Raw genomic sequence first — 20,172 nt, 5'->3', positions numbered from 1 at the left:
ATTTGTAACATTGCAGTAGAAATTGGCATGCCATATCATATGAATAAAAAGTACTTCTGGTATTCAATATTAGTTTTAGTTTTATCCTGTAGTCCGAAAACCACCCTTATCCAGGAAGAAAGTAAGGAGGAAATCCGGCAACCGCTTTTGACTATCGAAGGCGAGGAAATTTTTGCAGAAGAGTTTTTGCATCTTTTATCCAAAAACAGGGAATTTCAAAATAAAGGTGAAAAGCTCAGTCCTGAGGATTTTCAGGAAAATTTCGACCTTTTCGTCAATTACAAACTAAAAGTAAAAGAAGCTGAAAAGATCGGCCTTGATACTTTGGAAGATTTCCGCAAAGAGTTTGATGTCTTCAAACAGGATCTGATCAAACCCTATCTTATCCAAAATTCGCTTCGTGAAGGCGAGCTGCAAAAAGCTTACAACAGGATGAATGAAGTGGTAAAAGCCAGTCATATCCTTCTGCAATTTCCGGCCAATGCAAGTCATGATGACAGTGTGGCTGTACTAAGGATGGCCCTTAAGCTGAAAGAAGAGGCTGAAAAGGGTGCTGATTTCAATCAGCTTGCTTTAGAACATTCTGATGACCCTTCGGCCAAAGACAATAAAGGAAGTCTTGGATATTTCACCGCCTTGCAGATGGTCTACCAATTTGAAGATGCTGCTTACGGATTGGAAGTAGGAGAAATTTCCGACCCAGTCCTCACCAATTTCGGCTATCATATCATTAAGTTGGAGGATAGAAAACCCAATCCCGGAGAAATCAGAGTATCCCATATTCTGGTAAGGAGCCAGTCGGGGGACCCAGTATCTGAAGAAAGAGCACTTCGAAAAGTCGGGGATATATATACTGAACTTCAAAAACCAGAAAGTGTCTGGGAAGAAGTGTGTGAACTGTATTCTGAGGATGTAGGAAGCAAAAACTCAGGCGGTAAATTGCCATGGTTAGGCTTGGGATCTGTCATTCCTGAGTTTGAAAGAGTAGCCTTCGGTCTGACAGAGATTGGCGAAATATCTTCTCCTGTCAAAACACCCTACGGGTTTCATATCATCAGACTGGAGGACAAAAAACCCATAGCCAGTTTCGAAGATATGGAAGCCCAGATCAAGTCAAGGATACTCAGAGACAGCAGGTCAAACCTTATCCAATCCCAAGTGACAGCCATACAAAAGTCAAGATACGACTTTACTGAAAACACCTCAGTAACGGATAAGATTGAACCCCTCTTTGATAGAGATATCAATGTTTCCAGAAAGAAATTTGAGGAAAACCAATTGATGGACAGCATCTTATTTGAAACAAGCTATGGGCCTTCAAAAGTATCCGATTTCATAGATTTTCTGGATTCAGATAGAGCTGTAATCAGGTACCAAAGCGGAAATGCATTCGAGACTGCTTTTGAAAAATTTGTAGCACAAACCTTGAATGAAACTGAAGAAAAAGACCTGACCGCAAACAATGAAGAGTTCAGATTGCTGTTACAAGAGTACAGGGATGGAATACTTCTATTCTCCCTGATGAATGATCAGGTCTGGCAAAAGGCCTTACAAGACGAAGATGGTCAGATAGAGTTTTATGAAAACCACAAAGACAGATACACTTGGCAAGAGCGGGCAGAGGCGATTACAGTCAGCATGGCCAAAGAAGAAAAAACTTCAGCAGTAAGACGCTTCCTTTCAGATAAAGTTTATAAAAGTGATCTGGCTGACAGGCTGGAAAACACCTTTCTTTTGGATGATCCTTTGGCATTCTCCATGGAAGAGGGGATTTATGAAATCCAGAGCCATCCCATATTGTCAAAAGCAGATTTGTCTAAAAGTTTTCAAGAACTTAAGCACAACAATAAAACAACTTTTGTCGTCATCGGGAACAAGGTTCCTGCAGGACCCAAAAAGTTTGATGAGACAAGAGGAAAGGTAGTCCAGGATTACCAAGAGCATCTGGACAAAAAACTGGTAGCTTCTTTGAAGGAGGCCTACCAAGTCCAAATCAACGAGGATGAAAAGAAAAGAATCTACGATAGGGTCGTGGCAGACTAAGGTCGGCATTTCCTTGTTGGTCCTTCTGCTATCCTCCTGCGATCTGTTCAAGTTCAGATCCGGAGAAGAGGAAGATGAGGACAACCCTGTCATTGCCGAAGTAGAAGGAACAAAGCTTAGGCTATCGGAAATTGAGATTTTATCATCACGCGGACTTAGCTCTACAGACAGTACTGCGCTCGTCAACAGGTATGTCCAGTCATGGGTCCGAAAACAGCTCATGATCAGGGAAGCCGCCCAGTCTATGGCTTTTGACGAAAATGAAATCAACAGAAAGCTGCTTGATTATAAGTATAGCCTGATGGTATACGATTTTGAAAAGTCATATCTGGAAAAGAATCTGGATGAAAATATACCGGCCAGTGAAATAGAGGCGTATTATAGTGACCATAGCGAAAATTTTGCCCTCAAAGAAATCATCGTAAGGTGCAATTTTCTCAAAATGGAAAAGGGAAGCAATCAAAATCAGCCCTTGGAAAGACTCCTGAAGCAAGGGGAAGGAACGCAGTCGGAAGCCATTAAGGAAATAGCCCTGAAGCATGCTTCGAATTATTTTCTTGAAGATTCCACCTGGATCAGGTTTGAGGACATTATCCTGAATACACCCTTATCCGATCACCCTAACAAAGTGGGGCTTTTGAGGAGCAATTCGCAAATCAGCGTCGAAGATGACAGGTACAAGTACCATTTCAGGATATTGGAATACAAATTGCAGGATCAGATCCCACCGGTAGAATTTGTCCGAGAAGAGATTTCCAAAATCCTATTAAATAAAAGAAGGGTGGCCATGATAGACCAACTTCAAAAAGAAATTTACAATCGTGCACTTGAAAGAAATGAGTTTAAAATTTATGAGTAATTTAAAATACCTCTTTGTAGCCCTAATCTTTGCATCTGGTATCAGTGCTGTGAAGGCACAGGAGGCGACATCAGAGGAAAAGCCTGCAGCTACTACTCCCACGCCTACATCCGGGCAGGTTTTGGATAAGATTGTAGCCAAAGTAAACAATTACATTCTTTTGGAATCTGATGTTCAATTGGCCTATCTTGAAGCCGTAGCCCAATCCCAACAGGGTTTTGAAGCCCCCACCAGATGTGAGGTTTTCGAATCCCTGCTGATCAATAAGCTGATGGTAGCCAAGGCAGACCTTGACTCTATTACAGTGACGGATGCAGAGGTAATGTTCCAGGCCGATCAAAGGCTGAGCATGGTCATGCAACAATTTGGTGGAGATGAGAATATCCTAGCAGAAGTCTATGGCAAGACTGCTGACCAACTGAAAAGTGAAATTGAAGAACAGCTAAAGGAGCAACTGATCGTTCAGAAAATGCAGCAAAAAATCACCGAAGGACTTACCATTTCTCCAGCTGAAGTCAGAAAATTTTACAATAGCATCCCAAGAGATTCCCTACCGTTCTTTTCCGCAGAAGTGACCGTAGGGCAGATTGTAAAGAAGCCTGAAGTATCACAGCATGTAAAAGATGATATAATAGCCAAAATGCGTGAATTCAGAAGACAGATAGATGCCGGAGAGGCAGATTTTCAAACATTGGCCAGAAACAACTCCGAAGACCCGGGTTCAGCAGCCCAAGGTGGGGAACTGGGTTTTTTCAGAAGAGGAGAACTTGCCCCGGAATATGAGGCTACTGCCCTGAGCTTAAGACCAGGAGAAATCAGTGAGCCTATAGAAACCATGTTTGGTTTTCACATGATTCAGCTTTTGGAAAGAAGAGGAAACACTTTCAATACCAGACACATCCTAATAAGACCTATGCCTTCTGAGGACGATATCAAAAGGGCTGAGAAATTTTTAGATAGTCTGAGACAACAGGTCATTGACAAAAAGATTGAATTTTCAAAAGCTGCAAAAGAACATTCAGATGATAGGCCTACTTCTGATAATGGAGGTTTCTTTTCAGATCCACAAAACCAATCCAACAGACTTACCTTAAGGACACTGGAGGATCCTGTTCTATATTTCACACTGGATAGCATGAAAGTGGGAACCATCACCACCCCTATGCGCTTTGAAGACGAGAGAGAAGGCACCAAAGTACGCGTATTGTACTACAAAGAGAGATATCCTGCCCACAGGGCAAATATGGACGATGATTATGAAAAGCTAAAAGCTGCTGCCAGGAGGAAAAAAGAAGAAAGTATCCTTAGTACTTGGTTTGTAGGAGCCAAAGAGGATGTATTTATTGACATCGATCCGTCCTATGACCGATGTGAAGTGCTTAAAGATTAAGTCTCCCTGATATTCACTCCCGAAAGAAGACAAAAAAATCCGCTGTGAGAAATCACAGCGGATTTTTTTATATTGTCCCAATTAACTCTGGACGTTTATGAGAGATTCTCTTCTTCTCATTTTGCCAGCAGGCAATCCATACATCATTTTAAATCTTCTACAGAAGTAAGCAGTATCCTTATATCCAACTTCTTTGCCGATATCCCTGATACTTTTCTTAGAAGTTCTTAGAAGCTCTACAGCTGCTTCCATTCTTTGGTATTCTATATAATCCTGTGGATTGATTCCAGTCAACATCTTGAAGTACTGACCTACATAATCCTCAGAAACATTGGCAACCTTGGCAAGCACCTTATTGGAAAGGTCACCACCGATATTTTTCTTAATATAATTGAAAAGATCAATCAACCTTGGATCTTTGAAGTAGGTGCTGTTGGTAGAAAGCTCCTCCATAAACAACCTGTTCTTAAGAATATGCCTTACTATTTCTATCACCAACAACTCAGTGTGGATTTTCATTACCCTCTCTTTACCTGGGGTATTCTGTTCGGTTTCTTTGACCATATCTTCTACAATGGTCGCGATCCTGTCATTGAACCTGATGGCAAATGGTGGAATTCCTAAAGAATGAAAGAAATTGACCACATCAAAAACCTTGGCTTCAAAAGTCACCAAAGTGATACAGTCTTCCTCGGAATTTTTGATATCCCTGAAACTGATAGTTTGCAGGTATTTTCTTTTGTTGTCCAAATAAGCCTCATTGTTGACCTCATTCTTTTTGGAAGCCATTCCAAAGGAAACAGATGATTTCCTGTTTGCAGGAATAAACAGGATTTCACCCTCATTGACCAGTTCCTGATCTTCTCCAAACTTGAGTGTTCCTTGATGAAGTAAAATAAGCGTATTTTCAGGATCATGGTAGTCCAGGACGGTAACAGGCTTCTCAATCCTGTAATTATTTCCTCTCAAAAAGCGGACACCAACTGATTCAATGACTTTATTGTAATATTCCATGATTGAGGTTGATTAAGGTTTTACCCCAAAACTATAATAATTTTCCAAATACAAGCAGAATTATTAAATAAAAAATTAAAAAGAATAAAAAAAGGGCATAAAAACTAGATTTTATGCCCCATAAATTAATGAAATCGATATTATCTTAAAATGCTTCTCGATATGACTATTTTTTGAATTTCACTGGTACCCTCATAAATCTGAGTGATTTTTGCATCTCGCATCATTCTTTCTACATGGTATTCTTTTACATAGCCATAACCTCCGTGAACTTGCACAGCTTCTACTGTCACGTTCATCGCTACTTCAGAAGCATATAGCTTTGCCATGGCACTGGCGTCTGCATAATCCTTCCCTTGATCTTTTAGCCAAGCTGATTTCAATACCAAAAGCCTGGCAGCCTCAATCTGAGTAGCCATGTCTGCGAGTTTAAATTGTATGGCCTGGTGCTGACTGATGGGTTTTCCAAAGGCCTTTCTTTCCTTCGAATAGGCCAATGACAACTCATATGCACCAGAAGCTATCCCCAAAGCTTGGGCAGCTATTCCTATACGTCCGCCATTCAGGGTTTCCATCGCAAACCTAAATCCAAAACCTTCATCTCCTATCCTATTTTCTACAGGCACTTTCACATCTGTAAACATTAAAGAATGGGTATCCGAACCTCTGATACCTAGTTTATCTTCTTTTTTGCCAATCACAAATCCATCCCAACCTTTTTCTACAATAAATGCCGAAATACCCTTGTGACCTTTCTCGGGATCAGTTTGGGCTATTACAAGATACACACTTGCTGAATTGCCATTGGTGATCCAGTTTTTGGTACCATTGAGTAAATAATGATCTCCTTGCAATTCTGCTGTTGTTTTTTGGGAAGTGGCATCAGATCCAGCTTCAGGCTCCGAAAGACAAAAAGCACCGATAAGTTCACCTGTAGCCAACTTGGTCAGGTATTTTTGTTTTTGTTCTTCCGAACCATACTTTTCCAGCCCCCAGCATACGAGGGAATTATTGACAGACATAGACACCGAAGCCGAAGCATCGATTTTGGAAATTTCCTCCATAGCAAGGACGTAGGAAACCGTGTCCATTCCACCACCATTGTACTTGGGGTCCACCATCATTCCCATGAAGCCCAACTCTCCCATTTTTTTGATCTGCTCATGGGGAAATTTGGCTTCAGTATCCCTTTCTATCACTCCCGGTAACAACTCTGTCTGCGCAAAGTCTCTTGCCGCATCCCGCACTGTCAGATGCTCTTCAGTATAGTCAAAATGCATATTGATATTTGGGTTTAATCATTTAGGTTCGGAATATAGCGACAAAAAAAATAAGGGACAATTTCTTGCCCCTTAAAGTAAACTCATTTTTGATTTTTAGTTTCCTAAGATCAATCTCTGTTCCCAAAGAAGATCATAATGTAGTAAGCTAAGGTTGCCAATGCAGCCAATGCGGCCACTACATAAGTCATAGCTGCCCATTTCAGCGCATCTTTGGACATACCATATTCCTCAGGGGTCACCACATTTCTTTCCCTCACCCAAGCCAATGCCCTGGCACTTGCATCAAATTCTACTGGTAAGGTCACCAAAGTAAATAGGGTCATTATTCCATAAGCGCCTACTATGATAAAGCCTATCAATTCATAAGGAAGACCTATAAAGGCTCCACCAAACAAGGACGCAATCAAAACTACATTCAATATCTTACCACTGGCATTCTGAACTGGAACCATAGCCGAGCGCAGGTTAAGCCAGGCATAAGAAGTAGCATGCTGTATGGCGTGCCCACATTCGTGAGCCGCTACCGCAGCTGCGGCGGCATTTCTACCATAATATACATCCGGGCTGAGATTGACAGTTTTGTTGGCCGGATTGTAATGGTCTGTCAGCTGACCTTCTACGGATACTACCCTTACGTCTCCGACATTATTGTCTGCCAACATCAGTTCGGCAATCTCCTTTCCTGAAAGATTGGCCTTCAGAGAAGTCTGTGAGTATTTTTTGAATTTGCTCTTTAGCCTTTGGCTAACAACAAAACCTAAAATGGCGAATACAATTACAATCAGTATAATCATGGTTTATTTTTTTTGCTATTTGAATTACGAATTTATAAAGATTTGGATGTCTTATCCGAAGTAATTTTGAAGAAATATCCCAAACAGGCCATCCCTAGTACAACAACGGTCAGAACCTGAACACTGTGAATAATTACTGCAAAGATCTTACCCTCTTCATTACTCAAGCCATATGCCATCAAAATAAACGCCACCAATGCATGAAAGGTACCAATACCCCCCTGAACTGGCGCTAACATGCCAATACTTCCCATTACCATGACCATCAGGATTGCTCCTAGTGACAAACTGGCAGTAGATGGAATGGCCCAAGCCACAAAAATCATGGTAATATAATAAATCACCCAGATCGCAACTGAGCTCCCCCAAAAGCCCCACTGATTTTCGACTTTTCTTAAACTGAAGATCCCTGAAACGAGATCTCTTATAAAGTGCCGTACTTTCTTTATCAAGTTGCTTTCACGGTATTTCTGAAAAAGCAAATAGAGAAAGATCACGGTAATCAAGCCACCCCCTATTACCACAGGCAGCATTCCTAGCAGTTTGTTCAGCAAAGATTCGGTGGATACCAAGTCAGAAATTAAGCTCAAAAACATTTCTCTCTCCAGCAGGAAGCCCAGAAAGACGGTCAACAACATAAAAAGCAAATCTATGGTCCTTTCCACCACCACAGTACCTACCAAGGTCCCGACCTGGTTGTCATTCATTTTTGACACAGCTCCGCACCTTACAACCTCTCCGGCCCTAGGGACAAGCAGGTTTGCCAGGTAACCTATCATCAGCCCTGCGAATGTAACACTTGTTTTCAGTTCGCTCTTTTCAGAGGCTATGATCAGAATCTTCCATCTCCATGCCCTTAAATAAAATCCAAGCAAAGAAATGATCACTGAGGCCAACATCCAAAAAAGCGAGGTTTCCCGCAATGCATTCTGTAAACTCCGGAAACTGATGTCTTTATACAAAAACCAGAAAATCCAAATGGCTATCGCCATGGAAAGTATTACCTGAATCCATTGCTTTGTGGTCAGCCTCACCTCATATCAATTTATTGTGATCATCAGGGAAAATGACCACCGGCTTGTATTTCTTGGCACTTTCTATGTCCATAGAGGCATAAGAAATAATGATAACGATATCACCCACCTGTGCTTTTCTTGCCGCGGGCCCATTGAGACAGATCATTCCACTGCCTCTCTCACCTTTTATGACGTAAGTCTCCAAACGTTCTCCATTATTGATATTGACGATCTGCACTTTTTCATTTTCTATAATATTGGCAGCATCCATCAGATCTTCATCCACGGTGATACTTCCTACATAATGAAGTTCGGCTTGGGTAATTTTCACCCTATGGATTTTGGATTTTAATACTTGAATATGCATTGTGGTAGTATATTTCTTTTTAGGCTTCTATTACGCTAACGTTGTCTATCAACCGCACTCCGGAAACGTAAGCGGCAATACAGACTGAGCAGGGAACTTGAGGAGCTACTGCATCCAGCTTTTCCATGGTATAGGTATGGACCAGCTCCAGATATTCGAGATCAATATTTTCATGAGCAAAGTCCATACTGATTTTATCTCGAATGCTTAACCAGTTCTTGCCGGACAAAAGTTCTTCTTTTGCTTTATTTAACGACTGGATAAGGATCAAGGCACGCACTTTATCCATCTCGCTGAGGCGCATGTTTCTGGAAGATAAGGCCAGCCCGCTTTCTTCTCTTATAGTTGGCAAAGTGATGATTTCCACATCCATAGAGAGGTCTGCAACAAGCTGTCTGATGATGGCGACCTGCTGTAAATCCTTCTGTCCGAAGTAGGCTTTATGGGGTTTAACAATATTTAACAACTTGCTTACAATAATCCCGACACCACTGAAATGTCCAGGGCGGAACTCCCCTTCTAGCACATCATCAAGACCCTCAAATTTGAAAGATAGGCGGGGTTTGGACGGGTAAATTTCCTCTAATTCAGGCAAAAAGAGACAATCCACCTTAGATTCCTTCAATAGTTCCACGTCTTTGTCCAAAGTTTGAGGATACTTGGCAAAGTCCTCAGGATTATTGAATTGTGTTGGATTTACAAAAATTGAAACTATGACTAAGTCAGAATTTTTTCTCGCCTTTTTCACCAAATCCAAATGACCTTTGTGCAAAGCTCCCATTGTAGGAACCAAACCAATAGATATTTGGTTGTTTGGCAAATTTGAAAGAAATAATCTGACTGCCTCTTTGGTCCGGAGGATTTTCACTCTATTGTATTTTTGGAATGTAAAATAGAGGCAAAACTATATTATAATCCAGAAATACAATGGCTTTCCGAGATTTTTTTTGTAACTTTGTACGTATTTTATTCCATAACAAAAATCAACAAGATATGTCAAAACTCCGTATCCTCTACGTTGCAAGCGAAATCAATCCCTTTCTAGAAACTTCCGAAGTAGCCAACTTCGTAAGAGCACTTCCTCAGGCTATGCAGGAAAAAGGAATGGAAATCCGTATTCTTGTTCCCAGATTTGGATTAATTAACGAAAGAAAAAACAGACTTCATGAGGTTGTCAGACTTTCTGGGATTAATATTGCAGTCGGAGAGGAAGAGAAGCCATTGATAATCAAAGTAGCTTCCATTCCAAACGCCAAACTTCAGGTATACTTCATAGACAATGAAGACTATTTCCAGAGAAAAAGCGTTTTCCATGACAAGCAACAAAAATTCTACGAAGACAATGACGAAAGAGCCATTTTCTTCTGCAAAGGAGTAATTGAAACTGTCAAAAAACTGGGTTGGGCACCTGACGTGGTACACTGTAATGACTGGATGACCAGTTTGATTCCTTTGTATCTAAAGACCACCTACAAAAACGAGCCTTTATTTAAGGATACCAAATCCGTATTTGCTATTTACAATACAGGATTTAACCATAAATTTGGCGACGATTTATTAGAGAAGGTAAAAATGGTGGACATTGATGATGCCATCCTTGCCCCTCTAAAATCCAAAGACTTCGAAGGCTTCCTGAAAATAGGAATGGAATATGCCGACGTAGTCATCAAGAGCGACGAAATATCAGAAAACCTAAGCCAACTCATTGAAGAGTGCTCTAAAGACAAGAAGTGTGAGATTAACAGCGAAGAAGACGAACAACTTTTTGAAAGTTACTACAACATCTATACTGACCTTGCCGGCTAAGCTGGTTCTAGGTCTGTTCATTTCATTTACCATTGCAAGTTCCTGTTCGGACCCATCCACCATTGGATTGGAGCTGGACCCAAACAATAATCAGATAGGGGTCTCTTTTGTAGAGATCCCACTTTCTGCTTCTGTTGTATTGCAGGATTCTCTTTTGACAACTAATCCAAATAGATTTGTATTTGGTGTTGATGAAAGTGATTTTTTTGGAGTTACCACAGGTACCTCTTATACTAGATTATTTTTCAATAGAGATGTACCTAGACCTAGTAGCACGGCGGTATTGGACTCCGTTAAGTTTAATTTCAATATTCGCTCAGTATCTGCCGAAGATTTGACTTCTGAAAAAACCATACGGGTCCATTTGTTGGAAGAGCAGATAAGAGATATAAACTATTACAATTTCAATTATCTCGACTATAACCCTGAACCATTTTTGGAGGCAAAATTGAACCTTTCTGCCCGTCAGGATACTATCATTACAGTTTCCGCAGAAAGCGACTTCACAAAAAAAGTTTTTGAAGACCTTAAAAGTGGTACATCCTTTCAAGATATCTTCTCCTTTCGGGAATATTTACCTGGAATCGTTTTCACTGGAATAGAAGGGGACAACTCTTCGTTCTCTCTTCAACCTGGCAATAACACTGGTCTAGTATTCTTCTATAGAAATGATGAAGATACAGTTTCCAGAGCCTATCCTATAGCAACGGGAGTCAATAACAACGTAGCAAGACATTTCAATCAAGTGGAAAGAAACCCGTCGGGTACCCCCACTGAAGGTTTAAATGAACCTTGGATTGCCTACGATCTAGGTAATAAAGTTGGAGGAATGAATAATACAGGTATTCTGGTAAAAATAGACACCAGCCCTCTACAAGAGTTTTTAGATACTTTACAAAGTGTTACCTTCAATCAGGTAACCTTGGAAATTGGTCCCTTGATAGGGAATGTGGATTCAAAAAGACCACCTCAATTTCTGGAAATGGCCTATACAAATGAGTTTAATAGGCTAGTTTATTCAGACAATGGTTTACTACTTTCTGTCCAGCCTGATAATGGAATTCAATTTGATCCAAATACTGGCAATCCATTTGCAAACGCAAGCCAACAACCAGCATTATTAACCTATTTTTCAGATGAGAAAAATTACAGACAAACATTGACTACTCATGTAGCAGCTATCAAAAGAGGAAGCCTTCAGCGTCAAGACCTGCTATTATGGTCATCTTATCGTACAGTAGTACAAGGAAATGTAGCTATTAATGATGAGCACCGACGCAATCTTCAAAGTTTCATATTCAATTCAAATGATGTAAAACTCAGAATTTATTACTCGACTACTAGGGTTTTTTAACCACATTAAGGATAAAATTGGTAAATATATAATTGGAACAAAGCATTCCACAAGGATAGTAAAGAACAGTAACTATGGAGGCGAAAATCCATGGAATTGATATTAGTTCAGGAATAAAAACTACGTAAATATTTAATCAACCTAAAAATCAGGATTACGAGTTAATTTTGTTTATTTAATTTATATTACTATCTAAACAAATTAAACTTACCAGAAACTTTCTAATTAAATAGCTTGTCTTTTGGGATCTATATATTTCTAAAGAATAAAAGCTTAAAACTGTTGACTATTATTGACGAGATAAAAAAGATCTACATTAGAGTTGAGTATAAAATGGTTCTCGGAAGTAAGCTAAGTTAATTTTAAACAATTACTACATTAATTGTAAAATATATCAGTAATTAGTCTTAGCTAATTTAAAAAGGGCCTAGACCAAATCGATACTAATAGATATTGGATATTCATAGATTTATACCACTTTTAAGGTTCTTTTGGTAAGAAAGCGGATAATCATATTTCAAAAATATAATTGATCTCTGACCTAGTTGAACTTAAAAACTGCCCTAACAACCTATTGCCCAACTTCCTCGGCCAACAAACAGGAAGCGATTCTAATAAATCGATTAATTATAGTGGGAAGGATTAAAATTTCAAAAGTTAATAGTATTGATCTTTTTTTAGAGCAATCCAAATAAAAAAACCAGCCTAGATATTTTTCAGGCCGGTTCTCAATAATTTCACTTCTTAAGTTTTCAAGCTTTCCATACGTTAAATTGACAAGATTTTAATATAACCCTGTGCTAGGATTAAAATAATGGACTACTGAAATGTGGTATATTAACTGAGAGCTGATTGGGACCTCGTAATGTTAAATTTGTTGAAAAATTTCTTCGATTAGTCGCTGATGTAACAAATCCAGTCCAATTACCATGTTGTGGCAAGACAAAATTAAATGATAATTGTTTTACATCATTACCATTTGAACTTATGTCTAAGTCATTATAATTACTATTAAGCCTTTGGGCTACCGCGCAGACATTACCAGGTGTACACCCAGGATAATTACATTCTTCCACACAAGGAAAATTTGATATTCCCAGTTCAACATTATATCTGAGATTACCTTCAATTTTGAGACTTTTTGTATTTCTTGTATTCCAACCAAAAAAGCCTTTTCTCCAATTTCGAACTAAAACATTTCCTGATAATCTTATAAAACTAGAAGAAATCGGAGATTCAAATAAAATTGAATAAGTAATTCTATTATTTCCATTTGTTTCGGTTCCATTGATCGTTACTGGGCTTAATGAATTAGTATTCTCAAGTCTATTTATTGAAATATTTTCATTCAATTTAGAATTTTGAAATTTTGATTTTGAAAAAGTCACTAATTCATCAGAAATTATAATCTCTCCTTTATTATTAAGCACCAATTCTATTAGCGGAATTATTGTACTGGCATATGGTATAAACCCTCCATCATCATAAAAATATAAATAATCCAAATATTCCAACGTTTTTGAACTGTTAATTGGTATTTCAGGATGAATCACTTCTGGAAAAACTCCAGTTTTTTGATAATTATCAAATAATTTATCGGATTCAATATTCTCTAGATCAGTTAATAAATCATACAAATCATACATTGTTTCAAAGGAAGGAAACGAATTGACAAACCTCCTATACTCCAAAGGTGACATACTGCTTACATAATTGATTAATTCTTTCAAAGTCTCATAATCCTTTACAACTAATCTGGAATTTGAAAATTTCACCCTTGAAAGAATAGATTCTTCATGGGTTTCAGAATTATCAAAAGTAGTATCTATTGAATTGTCTAATTGACAACCACATACTACTATCAACAATAAAACAACAATTTTTTTCATAGTGCTATAGATTTTAATAATAAATATTATAAACGATACAAATATATTTTTATTTTTTTATTTTACTATTTTTTCGTTTTATTTTTATATGCATATCTGCAATTATACCACTAACCAAATCAAATAAGATCCTAGATTAACCCGATACTAATAGATATTGGATATTCATTGATATTGGCTTGAAATCATAGGTTTGTTCCATTATTTAGGTTCTACTAGTAAGTAAGCGGATAATCATATATTTTTATAAAAAAAATGTAAATTTTAATTATTAAAAAAGTCAAACAGTCCGATACCACTTTTTATTAAAAGTGGATTTATCGGACTGTTTTTTGTTAGGTTTTATAAAAAAACTTTAGATTTGATTTTCAAAATTTTTACTTATGTGCGGAATCGTAGCTTACGTAGGGCAGCAGGAAGCTTTGCCCATTATCATTAAAGGACTCAAAAGGCTGGAATACAGAGGTTATGACAGTGCCGGCGTGGCATTGCTCAACCCTGAAGGTCTTAGCATTTACAAGAAAAAAGGAAAAGTATCAGAATTGGAAAACCACCTGTCTTCCAAAGAAAGCTTACAGTCCAAAATAGGAATAGGGCATACCAGATGGGCCACACACGGAGAGCCTAATGACGTCAATGCTCACCCTCATTATTCTTCCAATGAGATGTTTGCTATGATCCACAATGGGATCATAGAAAACTACGACACACTAAAAACCGACCTCATCAATAAGGGGTACAAGTTTCACTCAGAAACTGATTCAGAGGTATTCATCAAATTCATCGAAGACATCTATGTCAACAATGACTGTAGTCTCGAAGAGGCGGTAAGATTGGCCCTGCACAAAGTTGTAGGTGCTTATGCCATTGTATTGATGAACAAGGAAGAACCTGACACTTTAATAGCGGCCCGAAAGGGTTCACCTTTGGTCATAGGAGTGGGTGAAGGCGAGTATTTTCTTGCTTCCGATGCAACACCTATCATTGAATACACCAATCAGGTCGTCTACTTGGATGACTATGAGATTGCAGTTATCCGTGACGGTAAACTTCAGATCAAGACGATTGAAAACGTAGAAACGAACCCCTACATCAATCAGCTCGAAATGGAGCTCGAAGCCATCGAAAAAGGTGGTTACGAACATTTCATGCTCAAAGAAATCAACGAACAGCCGCGTTCTATCGCTGACTGTATGCGCGGAAGACTGGATGCACAAAACGGCAGGCTGGTACTTGGAGGATTAAGGGATTATATGAACAAATTCCAAAATGCCGACAGGATCATCATTACTGCCTGTGGTACTTCCTGGCATGCAGGCTTAGTGGCTGAATATCTTTTCGAGGAATTTGCCAGAATCCCTGTTGAAGTGGAATATGCTTCTGAGTTCAGGTACAGAAATCCTGTCATCAGTGATAAGGATTTTATCATAGCCATTTCCCAATCAGGTGAAACAGCTGATACTTTAGCTGCCATCGAACTGGCCAAATCCAAAGGAGCGACCATTTTCGGCGTATGTAATGTAGTAGGTTCTTCTATCCCAAGAACCACCCATGCAGGATCTTACACCCACGCCGGACCGGAAATCGGAGTAGCCTCCACCAAGGCCTTTACTGCCCAGATTTCAGTACTCACCATGATGGCTTTGAAGCTGGGGTACAAAAGAGGTACTTTACCTGAAAACAGGTACATGCAGCTATTGGGTGAGTTGGAAACCATTCCATCTAAAGTAGAAAAAGCTTTGAAGCTCAATGATAAAATCAAAGAAATCGCCAAAGAGTACAAAGATGCCAGAAACTTCTTGTATCTCGGTAGGGGATACAATTTCCCTGTGGCTCTGGAAGGCGCTTTGAAGCTGAAGGAAATTTCCTACATCCACGCCGAAGGATACCCTGCAGCTGAAATGAAGCACGGGCCTATCGCCTTGATTGATGAAGAAATGCCGGTGGTATTCATTGCAACCAAAGATTCTTCATACGAAAAAGTGGTATCCAATATTCAGGAAGTAAAGGCCAGAAAAGGAAAGATCATTGCGGTGGTCACCGAAGGTGATACTGCAGTAAAAGGAATGGCAGACCATGTCATCGAAATCCCTGAAACAGAAGAAGCATTTGTTCCATTAATTGCAGTAGTTCCGCTTCAGCAGCTTTCTTACCACATTGCGGTAATGAGAGGCTGTAATGTGGATCAGCCAAGGAACCTGGCCAAATCAGTAACAGTAGAATAAAACCTAAATATATTTGAGAAAAAGGGAGCCGAACGGTTCCCTTTTTTATTCAAATTTTTACACCAAGGGTATTTTCTCTTAGAAGCTTCTGATGCATTTTGTGGTCGCAATCATTTACCCGACCATATCATGAAATATTCATTTACCCTTTGTCTTTGCCTCTTGCTCAGTGCCAACTTAGCTTGGGCCCAAAGAAGCCCTGAACTCACTGCTGATATTCCGCTATCTTATTACCTGCCGGAAAAATACTCTTACAACGAAAATATCCCTACTCCAGAAGAATTCTTTGGATTTCAGGTAGGAGAATGGAATGCTGATTACGGGCAGATTCTGAGGTATTTTGAAACATTATCAGAAAATTCTCCCCGAGCCCACTTTGAGACCATAGGCCTTACCTATGAAAAAAGACCTCAAGCAGTCCTTACTGTCAGTGCTCCGGGCAATATCACCAATTTGGATCAGATCAAAAGTGACAGGAAAAAATTAAGAGATCCAGATGCAGCCATCGACTACAAATCCATGCCACTAATAATGGCTGCAGGCTATTCTGTGCATGGAAATGAGGCAAGCGCCATCAATTCCGCTATATTAGCCGCCTACCATTTTGTAGCTGCAAATGAAATAGAAGAAGATCTGGAAAACATCCTCATCATGATAGATCCGGCATTGAACCCGGACGGTTACAGCCGATATTCCACATGGGTCAATTCTCACCGCTCATACAATCTTAATGGAGATAAAGAAAACAGAGAACTCTCCGAAGCCTGGCCTGGTGGAAGAGGAAATCATTATTGGTTTGACCTAAACAGGGACTGGCTTCTGGTACAGCACCCTGAATCACAAAACAGGGTCAAACATTTTCAGGATTGGTTACCCAACATCTATCTGGATTACCATGAAATGGGAACCAACTCCACATACTTTTTCCAACCGGGAATCCCCAGCAGAGATCACCCTTTGACCCCAAAGAAAAATATAGAACTGACCGATAGAATAGCCAAGTACCATGCAAAAGCACTGGATGAAATAGGTTCTTTGTACCATACCAAAGAGAGTTTTGACGAATATTATTTTGGATATGGTTCCACCTATCCCGACATACAAGGGTCTATAGGAATTCTTTTTGAGCAGGCATCTTCAAGAGGTCACTTGCAGGAAAGTGATTATGGTCCTCTTCCTTTTTCCTTTACCATAAGAAATCAATTCAGAACCAGCCTCAGTTCCTTTGATGCCGCAGTAGAAATGCGGGAAGAAATAGTGAAGTTCATGCACGATTATTACAAGGAGTCGATCAGGGAAGCTTCTTCCGACAGCAATCAAGCCTACATATTCGGCAGTAAAGACGATGCTGCAAGAAGTTTTCATTTGGCAGAAATGATCCTTCAGCATGACATTGAAGTATTCAAACTCAATGAGGATATCACAATCAACAGTGTGGATTTTCATAAAGAAAAATCGTACATCGTTCCTCTCAAGCAGGCTCAGTACAATTTGATCCGGGCAATTTTCGAAAGCAGAACAGAATTTCAGGACAGCCTGTTCTATGATGTCTCTGCCTGGTCCATGCCTATGTCTTTTAACTTAGAACACATGGCCATGAGCAGCAGGATTCTGAACGTGGCCAATGTCACCAAACTGGAAAAAGAAGACAAGCCCAAAAATGGCGAAATGCTTGCCGAAGAAAAAGACCTCGCTTTTGCTTTTGAGTGGAGTGACTACTATGCACCTAAACTGGCCTATCAAATGCTCAAAGATGGTCATCTGGTAAGGGTAGCACATGAGCCTTTCCAACTTGGAAAAGACAAAGAATTACAAAAAGGAAGCATCATCGTGAGTACCAAAAGAGATGCAAAAGATGATGCCCGATCAAAATTGTACAATGACCTTAAAAAGCTGGCAGAAGAAAATGGCATTACTGTTCACGGCATTTCGAGCGGGCTTACAGGGGGGATCAATCTTGGCTCTCCCAACATAGATGTTCTTCAGGAGCCAAAGCTTGCCCTTTTGGTAAGTACAGGTGTGAACAGCCTTGAAGCCGGTGAGATTTGGCACCTTTTGGACCAAAGGATGGATATGGCCATTACTTTGCTGCCTACTGAAAGGATCAGATCTACCGATTTGAGTAAGTACACTGTGATTGCTATGCCAAACGGCACTTATACCAATCTGGATGAGAAAGACTTCAGTAAGCTGAAAAACTGGATTTCTTCCGGTGGCACTTTGATCGCAAGAGGCAATGCCCTTTCAGTGATAGACAAGCACAAAATTGTCTCTTTCGATTTTAGAAAAGAAGATGAGGAAAACAAAAAAGAAGTAAAGCCTTACGAGGACTTTGTCAAAAACACGGGAGCTAGACTCACCAGAGGAAGCATTTTCAATGCTAAATTGGATACTACCCATCCACTGGGATACGGATATTCTAAGTCTGAAATTTTCAGCTTCAGAAATGACAACCAATACCTTAAACCAGCGGAAAACCCATATTCCAATCCACTCATATATACAGAGAATCCTCTGGCCAGCGGATATATCCATCCCGAAAACCTTGAATTTGCCAAAGGCTCAGCTGCACTGCAAGTGAAGACCTTAGGGCAAGGAAAAGTAATAGCTTTTGTGGATAGTCCCAACTTCAGAGCTATTTGGCTAGGCACCAACAAACTGTACCTCAATGCCATCTTCTTTGGCTCATTGATCAAATCAGGAACTGCTGATTAATGTTTATTACAGAGACTCAAGGCCACAAAGTTTTCACATAGTCCTCAGTGTTTCTACCTCTGTTGGTGTCTCCACCAACAGGCTCAAGTTTGGCTAATATCTGGCCTGAAATAATGCGGCCAGGATAGGATTATCTGATTTCCCTGCCTCGGTTAGTGTCTCCACTAACCGAGATTTATGTTGGTGCTCTAGCGGGTTAAAAACATTATTTCTCGTTGTGATTTCTTTGTGCTTTCGGGTCTAAGTGCATAATCAAAATTTCTATTCCTACTTTGTCAAATTAGCAAACTAGGTCAAACCTGCCAGGTTTATAAGCCCAAACAGATATGTTTTTTATCATTTCAAAAAAACAACCTGGCAGGTTTTTTCTTGTCATTTTCTAACCCGACAAAGCAGGTATTTTAACTAAATGTCTTCAAATAATCCCTTCTATACACCATCGGTGTCACTCCCATCCTTTCCTTAAATTGCCTATTGAAATTGGAAAGGGTCTGAAAACCGCTCTCATAGGATACCTGACTGATACTGGCTTCTGCTTCATGCAGCAGCTTACAAGCATGCCCAATCCTCACATCTGCTAAAAATTCTGAAAAGGACTTGTTCATCCTCGATGTAAAGTACCGGCTAAAAGCACTCTCGGTCATATTGGCTATGGCGGCTACTTCTGCCAGCAGGATTTTCTGTCTGAAATTTTCCATCACAAATTCATACACCTGACTCATTCTGTCCTTTTCGGACTCTTTATTGGTATTGATGTAACCGGCTGCGGTAATCGCCTCACATTCCTCCGAATGCGCAATGGTGTCCAAAATCTCCAAAAATTTGGCCATCCCTTTTGCTCCTCTTTCCCGGATCAATTCTTTCATCATCACTTGAATCCTTCGGTTGGTCTTCCCATGGATCTCCAATCCTCTGGCAGAACGCAACAACAAATTTCTGACATCCTCAAACTCCTCTTTTGCCCAAAGGGTATCCCCCAGAAAATCATCAGGAAAATATACCACAATCCCTTGAGTCTCCAGACCGGATGATTTGTCAAAATACTCTTGGTCATTTCTCCATAAATGTGGAAGGTTTGGCCCGGTCAGGACCAGATCTCCTTCCTTAAAAGGCTTCATCTGATCACCTATAAACCTGGTCCCTTTTCCCTTCATCACCCAAAACAATTGATATTCAGGATGAAAGTGCCAGTCCTTGTCAAAATAGGGGGCTTTGAGTTCTTTTACTAGGAATGCCCTGCTTTCCGGAATCCTTGATTTCTGTAATGGATGCTTCATTACTTAGCTAATTTTATCCAAAATAATCACTTTAAATCGAAAACATATCAAAATACAGTCATAATCCATCAAAAAACAGGGAGAATAAGAAGGTAAAAAGGCTGAAATTAAGGTTCTCAAATGATTAACTGAAAAACCCC

The 20,172-nt window shown here is 39.7% G+C and carries 15 protein-coding genes; 7 read left to right on the top strand and 8 right to left on the bottom strand.

Annotated features, from left to right (window positions below; genetic code table 11):
- The first annotated feature begins 39 nt into the window (after positions 1–39).
- Genes EGN73_RS07835 through EGN73_RS07825 form a run of 3 tightly spaced genes read left to right on the top strand, consistent with a single transcriptional unit; the run spans position 40 to position 4,292 of the window.
- Positions 40–2,043 carry a peptidylprolyl isomerase gene (locus EGN73_RS07835; protein WP_219288053.1) on the top strand — a complete coding sequence of 668 codons (2,004 nt, stop codon included), beginning with the start codon at positions 40–42 and terminating at the stop codon, positions 2,041–2,043.
- Positions 2,003–2,902: a peptidyl-prolyl cis-trans isomerase gene (locus EGN73_RS07830; protein WP_219288051.1), complete on the top strand. Its 900-nt coding sequence runs from the start codon at positions 2,003–2,005 to the stop codon at positions 2,900–2,902. Before EGN73_RS07835 ends, EGN73_RS07830 begins: the two co-directional genes overlap by 41 nt.
- Positions 2,895–4,292, top strand: coding sequence for a peptidylprolyl isomerase (locus EGN73_RS07825; RefSeq protein WP_219288049.1), 1,398 nt, complete (start codon positions 2,895–2,897; stop codon positions 4,290–4,292). Before EGN73_RS07830 ends, EGN73_RS07825 begins: the two co-directional genes overlap by 8 nt.
- A gap of 81 nt (positions 4,293–4,373) precedes the next feature.
- Here the strand turns inward: EGN73_RS07825 and EGN73_RS07820 are convergent, their stop codons facing one another.
- From EGN73_RS07820 to panC, 6 genes are all read right to left on the bottom strand, one after another.
- The gene (locus EGN73_RS07820) at positions 4,374–5,306 is read right to left on the bottom strand and encodes a helix-turn-helix domain-containing protein (protein WP_219288047.1); all 933 of its coding nucleotides are present in this window, start codon (positions 5,304–5,306) and stop codon (positions 4,374–4,376) included.
- A gap of 140 nt (positions 5,307–5,446) precedes the next feature.
- Positions 5,447–6,586 carry an acyl-CoA dehydrogenase gene (locus EGN73_RS07815; protein WP_219288045.1) on the bottom strand — a complete coding sequence of 380 codons (1,140 nt, stop codon included), beginning with the start codon at positions 6,584–6,586 and terminating at the stop codon, positions 5,447–5,449.
- Between the two features lie 110 nt (positions 6,587–6,696).
- Positions 6,697–7,383, bottom strand: coding sequence for a zinc metallopeptidase (locus EGN73_RS07810; protein WP_219288044.1), 687 nt, complete (start codon positions 7,381–7,383; stop codon positions 6,697–6,699).
- A 32-nt stretch (positions 7,384–7,415) separates the two neighbouring features.
- Positions 7,416–8,417 carry a lysylphosphatidylglycerol synthase transmembrane domain-containing protein gene (locus EGN73_RS07805; protein WP_219288042.1) on the bottom strand — a complete coding sequence of 334 codons (1,002 nt, stop codon included), beginning with the start codon at positions 8,415–8,417 and terminating at the stop codon, positions 7,416–7,418.
- Position 8,418: 1 nt separating this feature from the next.
- Positions 8,419–8,766 carry an aspartate 1-decarboxylase gene (gene panD / locus EGN73_RS07800; RefSeq protein WP_219288040.1) on the bottom strand — a complete coding sequence of 116 codons (348 nt, stop codon included), beginning with the start codon at positions 8,764–8,766 and terminating at the stop codon, positions 8,419–8,421.
- A gap of 19 nt (positions 8,767–8,785) precedes the next feature.
- A complete protein-coding gene (gene panC, locus EGN73_RS07795) occupies positions 8,786–9,634 on the bottom strand; it encodes a pantoate--beta-alanine ligase (RefSeq protein ID WP_219288038.1) in 849 nt (282 codons plus the stop codon).
- Between the two features lie 125 nt (positions 9,635–9,759).
- Between panC and EGN73_RS07790 the strand changes: the two genes are divergently transcribed.
- Positions 9,760–10,572: a glycogen/starch synthase gene (locus EGN73_RS07790; RefSeq protein ID WP_219288035.1), complete on the top strand. Its 813-nt coding sequence runs from the start codon at positions 9,760–9,762 to the stop codon at positions 10,570–10,572.
- Positions 10,532–11,926, top strand: a complete 1,395-nt coding sequence (locus EGN73_RS07785; RefSeq protein ID WP_246611504.1) for a DUF4270 domain-containing protein — start codon at positions 10,532–10,534, stop codon at positions 11,924–11,926. The genes EGN73_RS07790 and EGN73_RS07785 overlap by 41 nt, the downstream gene beginning before the upstream one ends.
- An 806-nt stretch (positions 11,927–12,732) precedes the next feature.
- On the opposite strand, the gene EGN73_RS07780 is transcribed toward EGN73_RS07785, so the two are convergent.
- Positions 12,733–13,815: a hypothetical protein gene (locus tag EGN73_RS07780; RefSeq protein ID WP_219288033.1), complete on the bottom strand. Its 1,083-nt coding sequence runs from the start codon at positions 13,813–13,815 to the stop codon at positions 12,733–12,735.
- A gap of 383 nt (positions 13,816–14,198) precedes the next feature.
- On the opposite strand from EGN73_RS07780, the gene glmS reads away from it, so the two are divergent.
- Positions 14,199–16,040 carry a glutamine--fructose-6-phosphate transaminase (isomerizing) gene (gene glmS / locus EGN73_RS07775; protein WP_219288031.1) on the top strand — a complete coding sequence of 614 codons (1,842 nt, stop codon included), beginning with the start codon at positions 14,199–14,201 and terminating at the stop codon, positions 16,038–16,040.
- Positions 16,041–16,169: 129 nt separating this feature from the next.
- On the top strand, positions 16,170–18,755 hold the full coding sequence (locus EGN73_RS07770) for a M14 family zinc carboxypeptidase (protein ID WP_219288029.1): 2,586 nt from the start codon (positions 16,170–16,172) through the stop codon (positions 18,753–18,755).
- 401 nt (positions 18,756–19,156) lie between these two features.
- Here the strand turns inward: EGN73_RS07770 and EGN73_RS07765 are convergent, their stop codons facing one another.
- The gene (locus EGN73_RS07765) at positions 19,157–20,032 is read right to left on the bottom strand and encodes an AraC family transcriptional regulator (RefSeq protein WP_219288027.1); all 876 of its coding nucleotides are present in this window, start codon (positions 20,030–20,032) and stop codon (positions 19,157–19,159) included.
- Between the last annotated feature and the right edge of the window lie 140 nt (positions 20,033–20,172).

The sequence above is a fragment of the Arthrospiribacter ruber genome (genome assembly GCF_019343195.1).
Classification (GTDB): Bacteria; Bacteroidota; Bacteroidia; order Cytophagales; family Cyclobacteriaceae; genus Arthrospiribacter; species Arthrospiribacter ruber.
This window is presented reverse-complemented; position numbering and strand designations above follow the sequence as displayed.

What these genes read in the sequence shown, in the direction of transcription:
- EGN73_RS07815 (WP_219288045.1), bottom strand. Translation starts at nt 6,586, where the DNA reads ATGCATTTTGACTATACTGAAGAGCATCTGACAGTGCGGGATGCGGCA.
- EGN73_RS07790 (WP_219288035.1), top strand. Translation starts at nt 9,760, where the DNA reads ATGTCAAAACTCCGTATCCTCTACGTTGCAAGCGAAATCAATCCCTTT.
- EGN73_RS07765 (WP_219288027.1), bottom strand. Translation starts at nt 20,032, where the DNA reads ATGAAGCATCCATTACAGAAATCAAGGATTCCGGAAAGCAGGGCATTC.
- EGN73_RS07810 (WP_219288044.1), bottom strand. Translation starts at nt 7,383, where the DNA reads ATGATTATACTGATTGTAATTGTATTCGCCATTTTAGGTTTTGTTGTT.
- glmS (WP_219288031.1), top strand. Translation starts at nt 14,199, where the DNA reads ATGTGCGGAATCGTAGCTTACGTAGGGCAGCAGGAAGCTTTGCCCATT.
- EGN73_RS07770 (WP_219288029.1), top strand. Translation starts at nt 16,170, where the DNA reads ATGAAATATTCATTTACCCTTTGTCTTTGCCTCTTGCTCAGTGCCAAC.
- EGN73_RS07835 (WP_219288053.1), top strand. Translation starts at nt 40, where the DNA reads ATGAATAAAAAGTACTTCTGGTATTCAATATTAGTTTTAGTTTTATCC.
- panD (WP_219288040.1), bottom strand. Translation starts at nt 8,766, where the DNA reads ATGCATATTCAAGTATTAAAATCCAAAATCCATAGGGTGAAAATTACC.
- EGN73_RS07820 (WP_219288047.1), bottom strand. Translation starts at nt 5,306, where the DNA reads ATGGAATATTACAATAAAGTCATTGAATCAGTTGGTGTCCGCTTTTTG.
- EGN73_RS07830 (WP_219288051.1), top strand. Translation starts at nt 2,003, where the DNA reads ATGAAAAGAAAAGAATCTACGATAGGGTCGTGGCAGACTAAGGTCGGC.
- EGN73_RS07825 (WP_219288049.1), top strand. Translation starts at nt 2,895, where the DNA reads ATGAGTAATTTAAAATACCTCTTTGTAGCCCTAATCTTTGCATCTGGT.
- EGN73_RS07780 (WP_219288033.1), bottom strand. Translation starts at nt 13,815, where the DNA reads ATGAAAAAAATTGTTGTTTTATTGTTGATAGTAGTATGTGGTTGTCAA.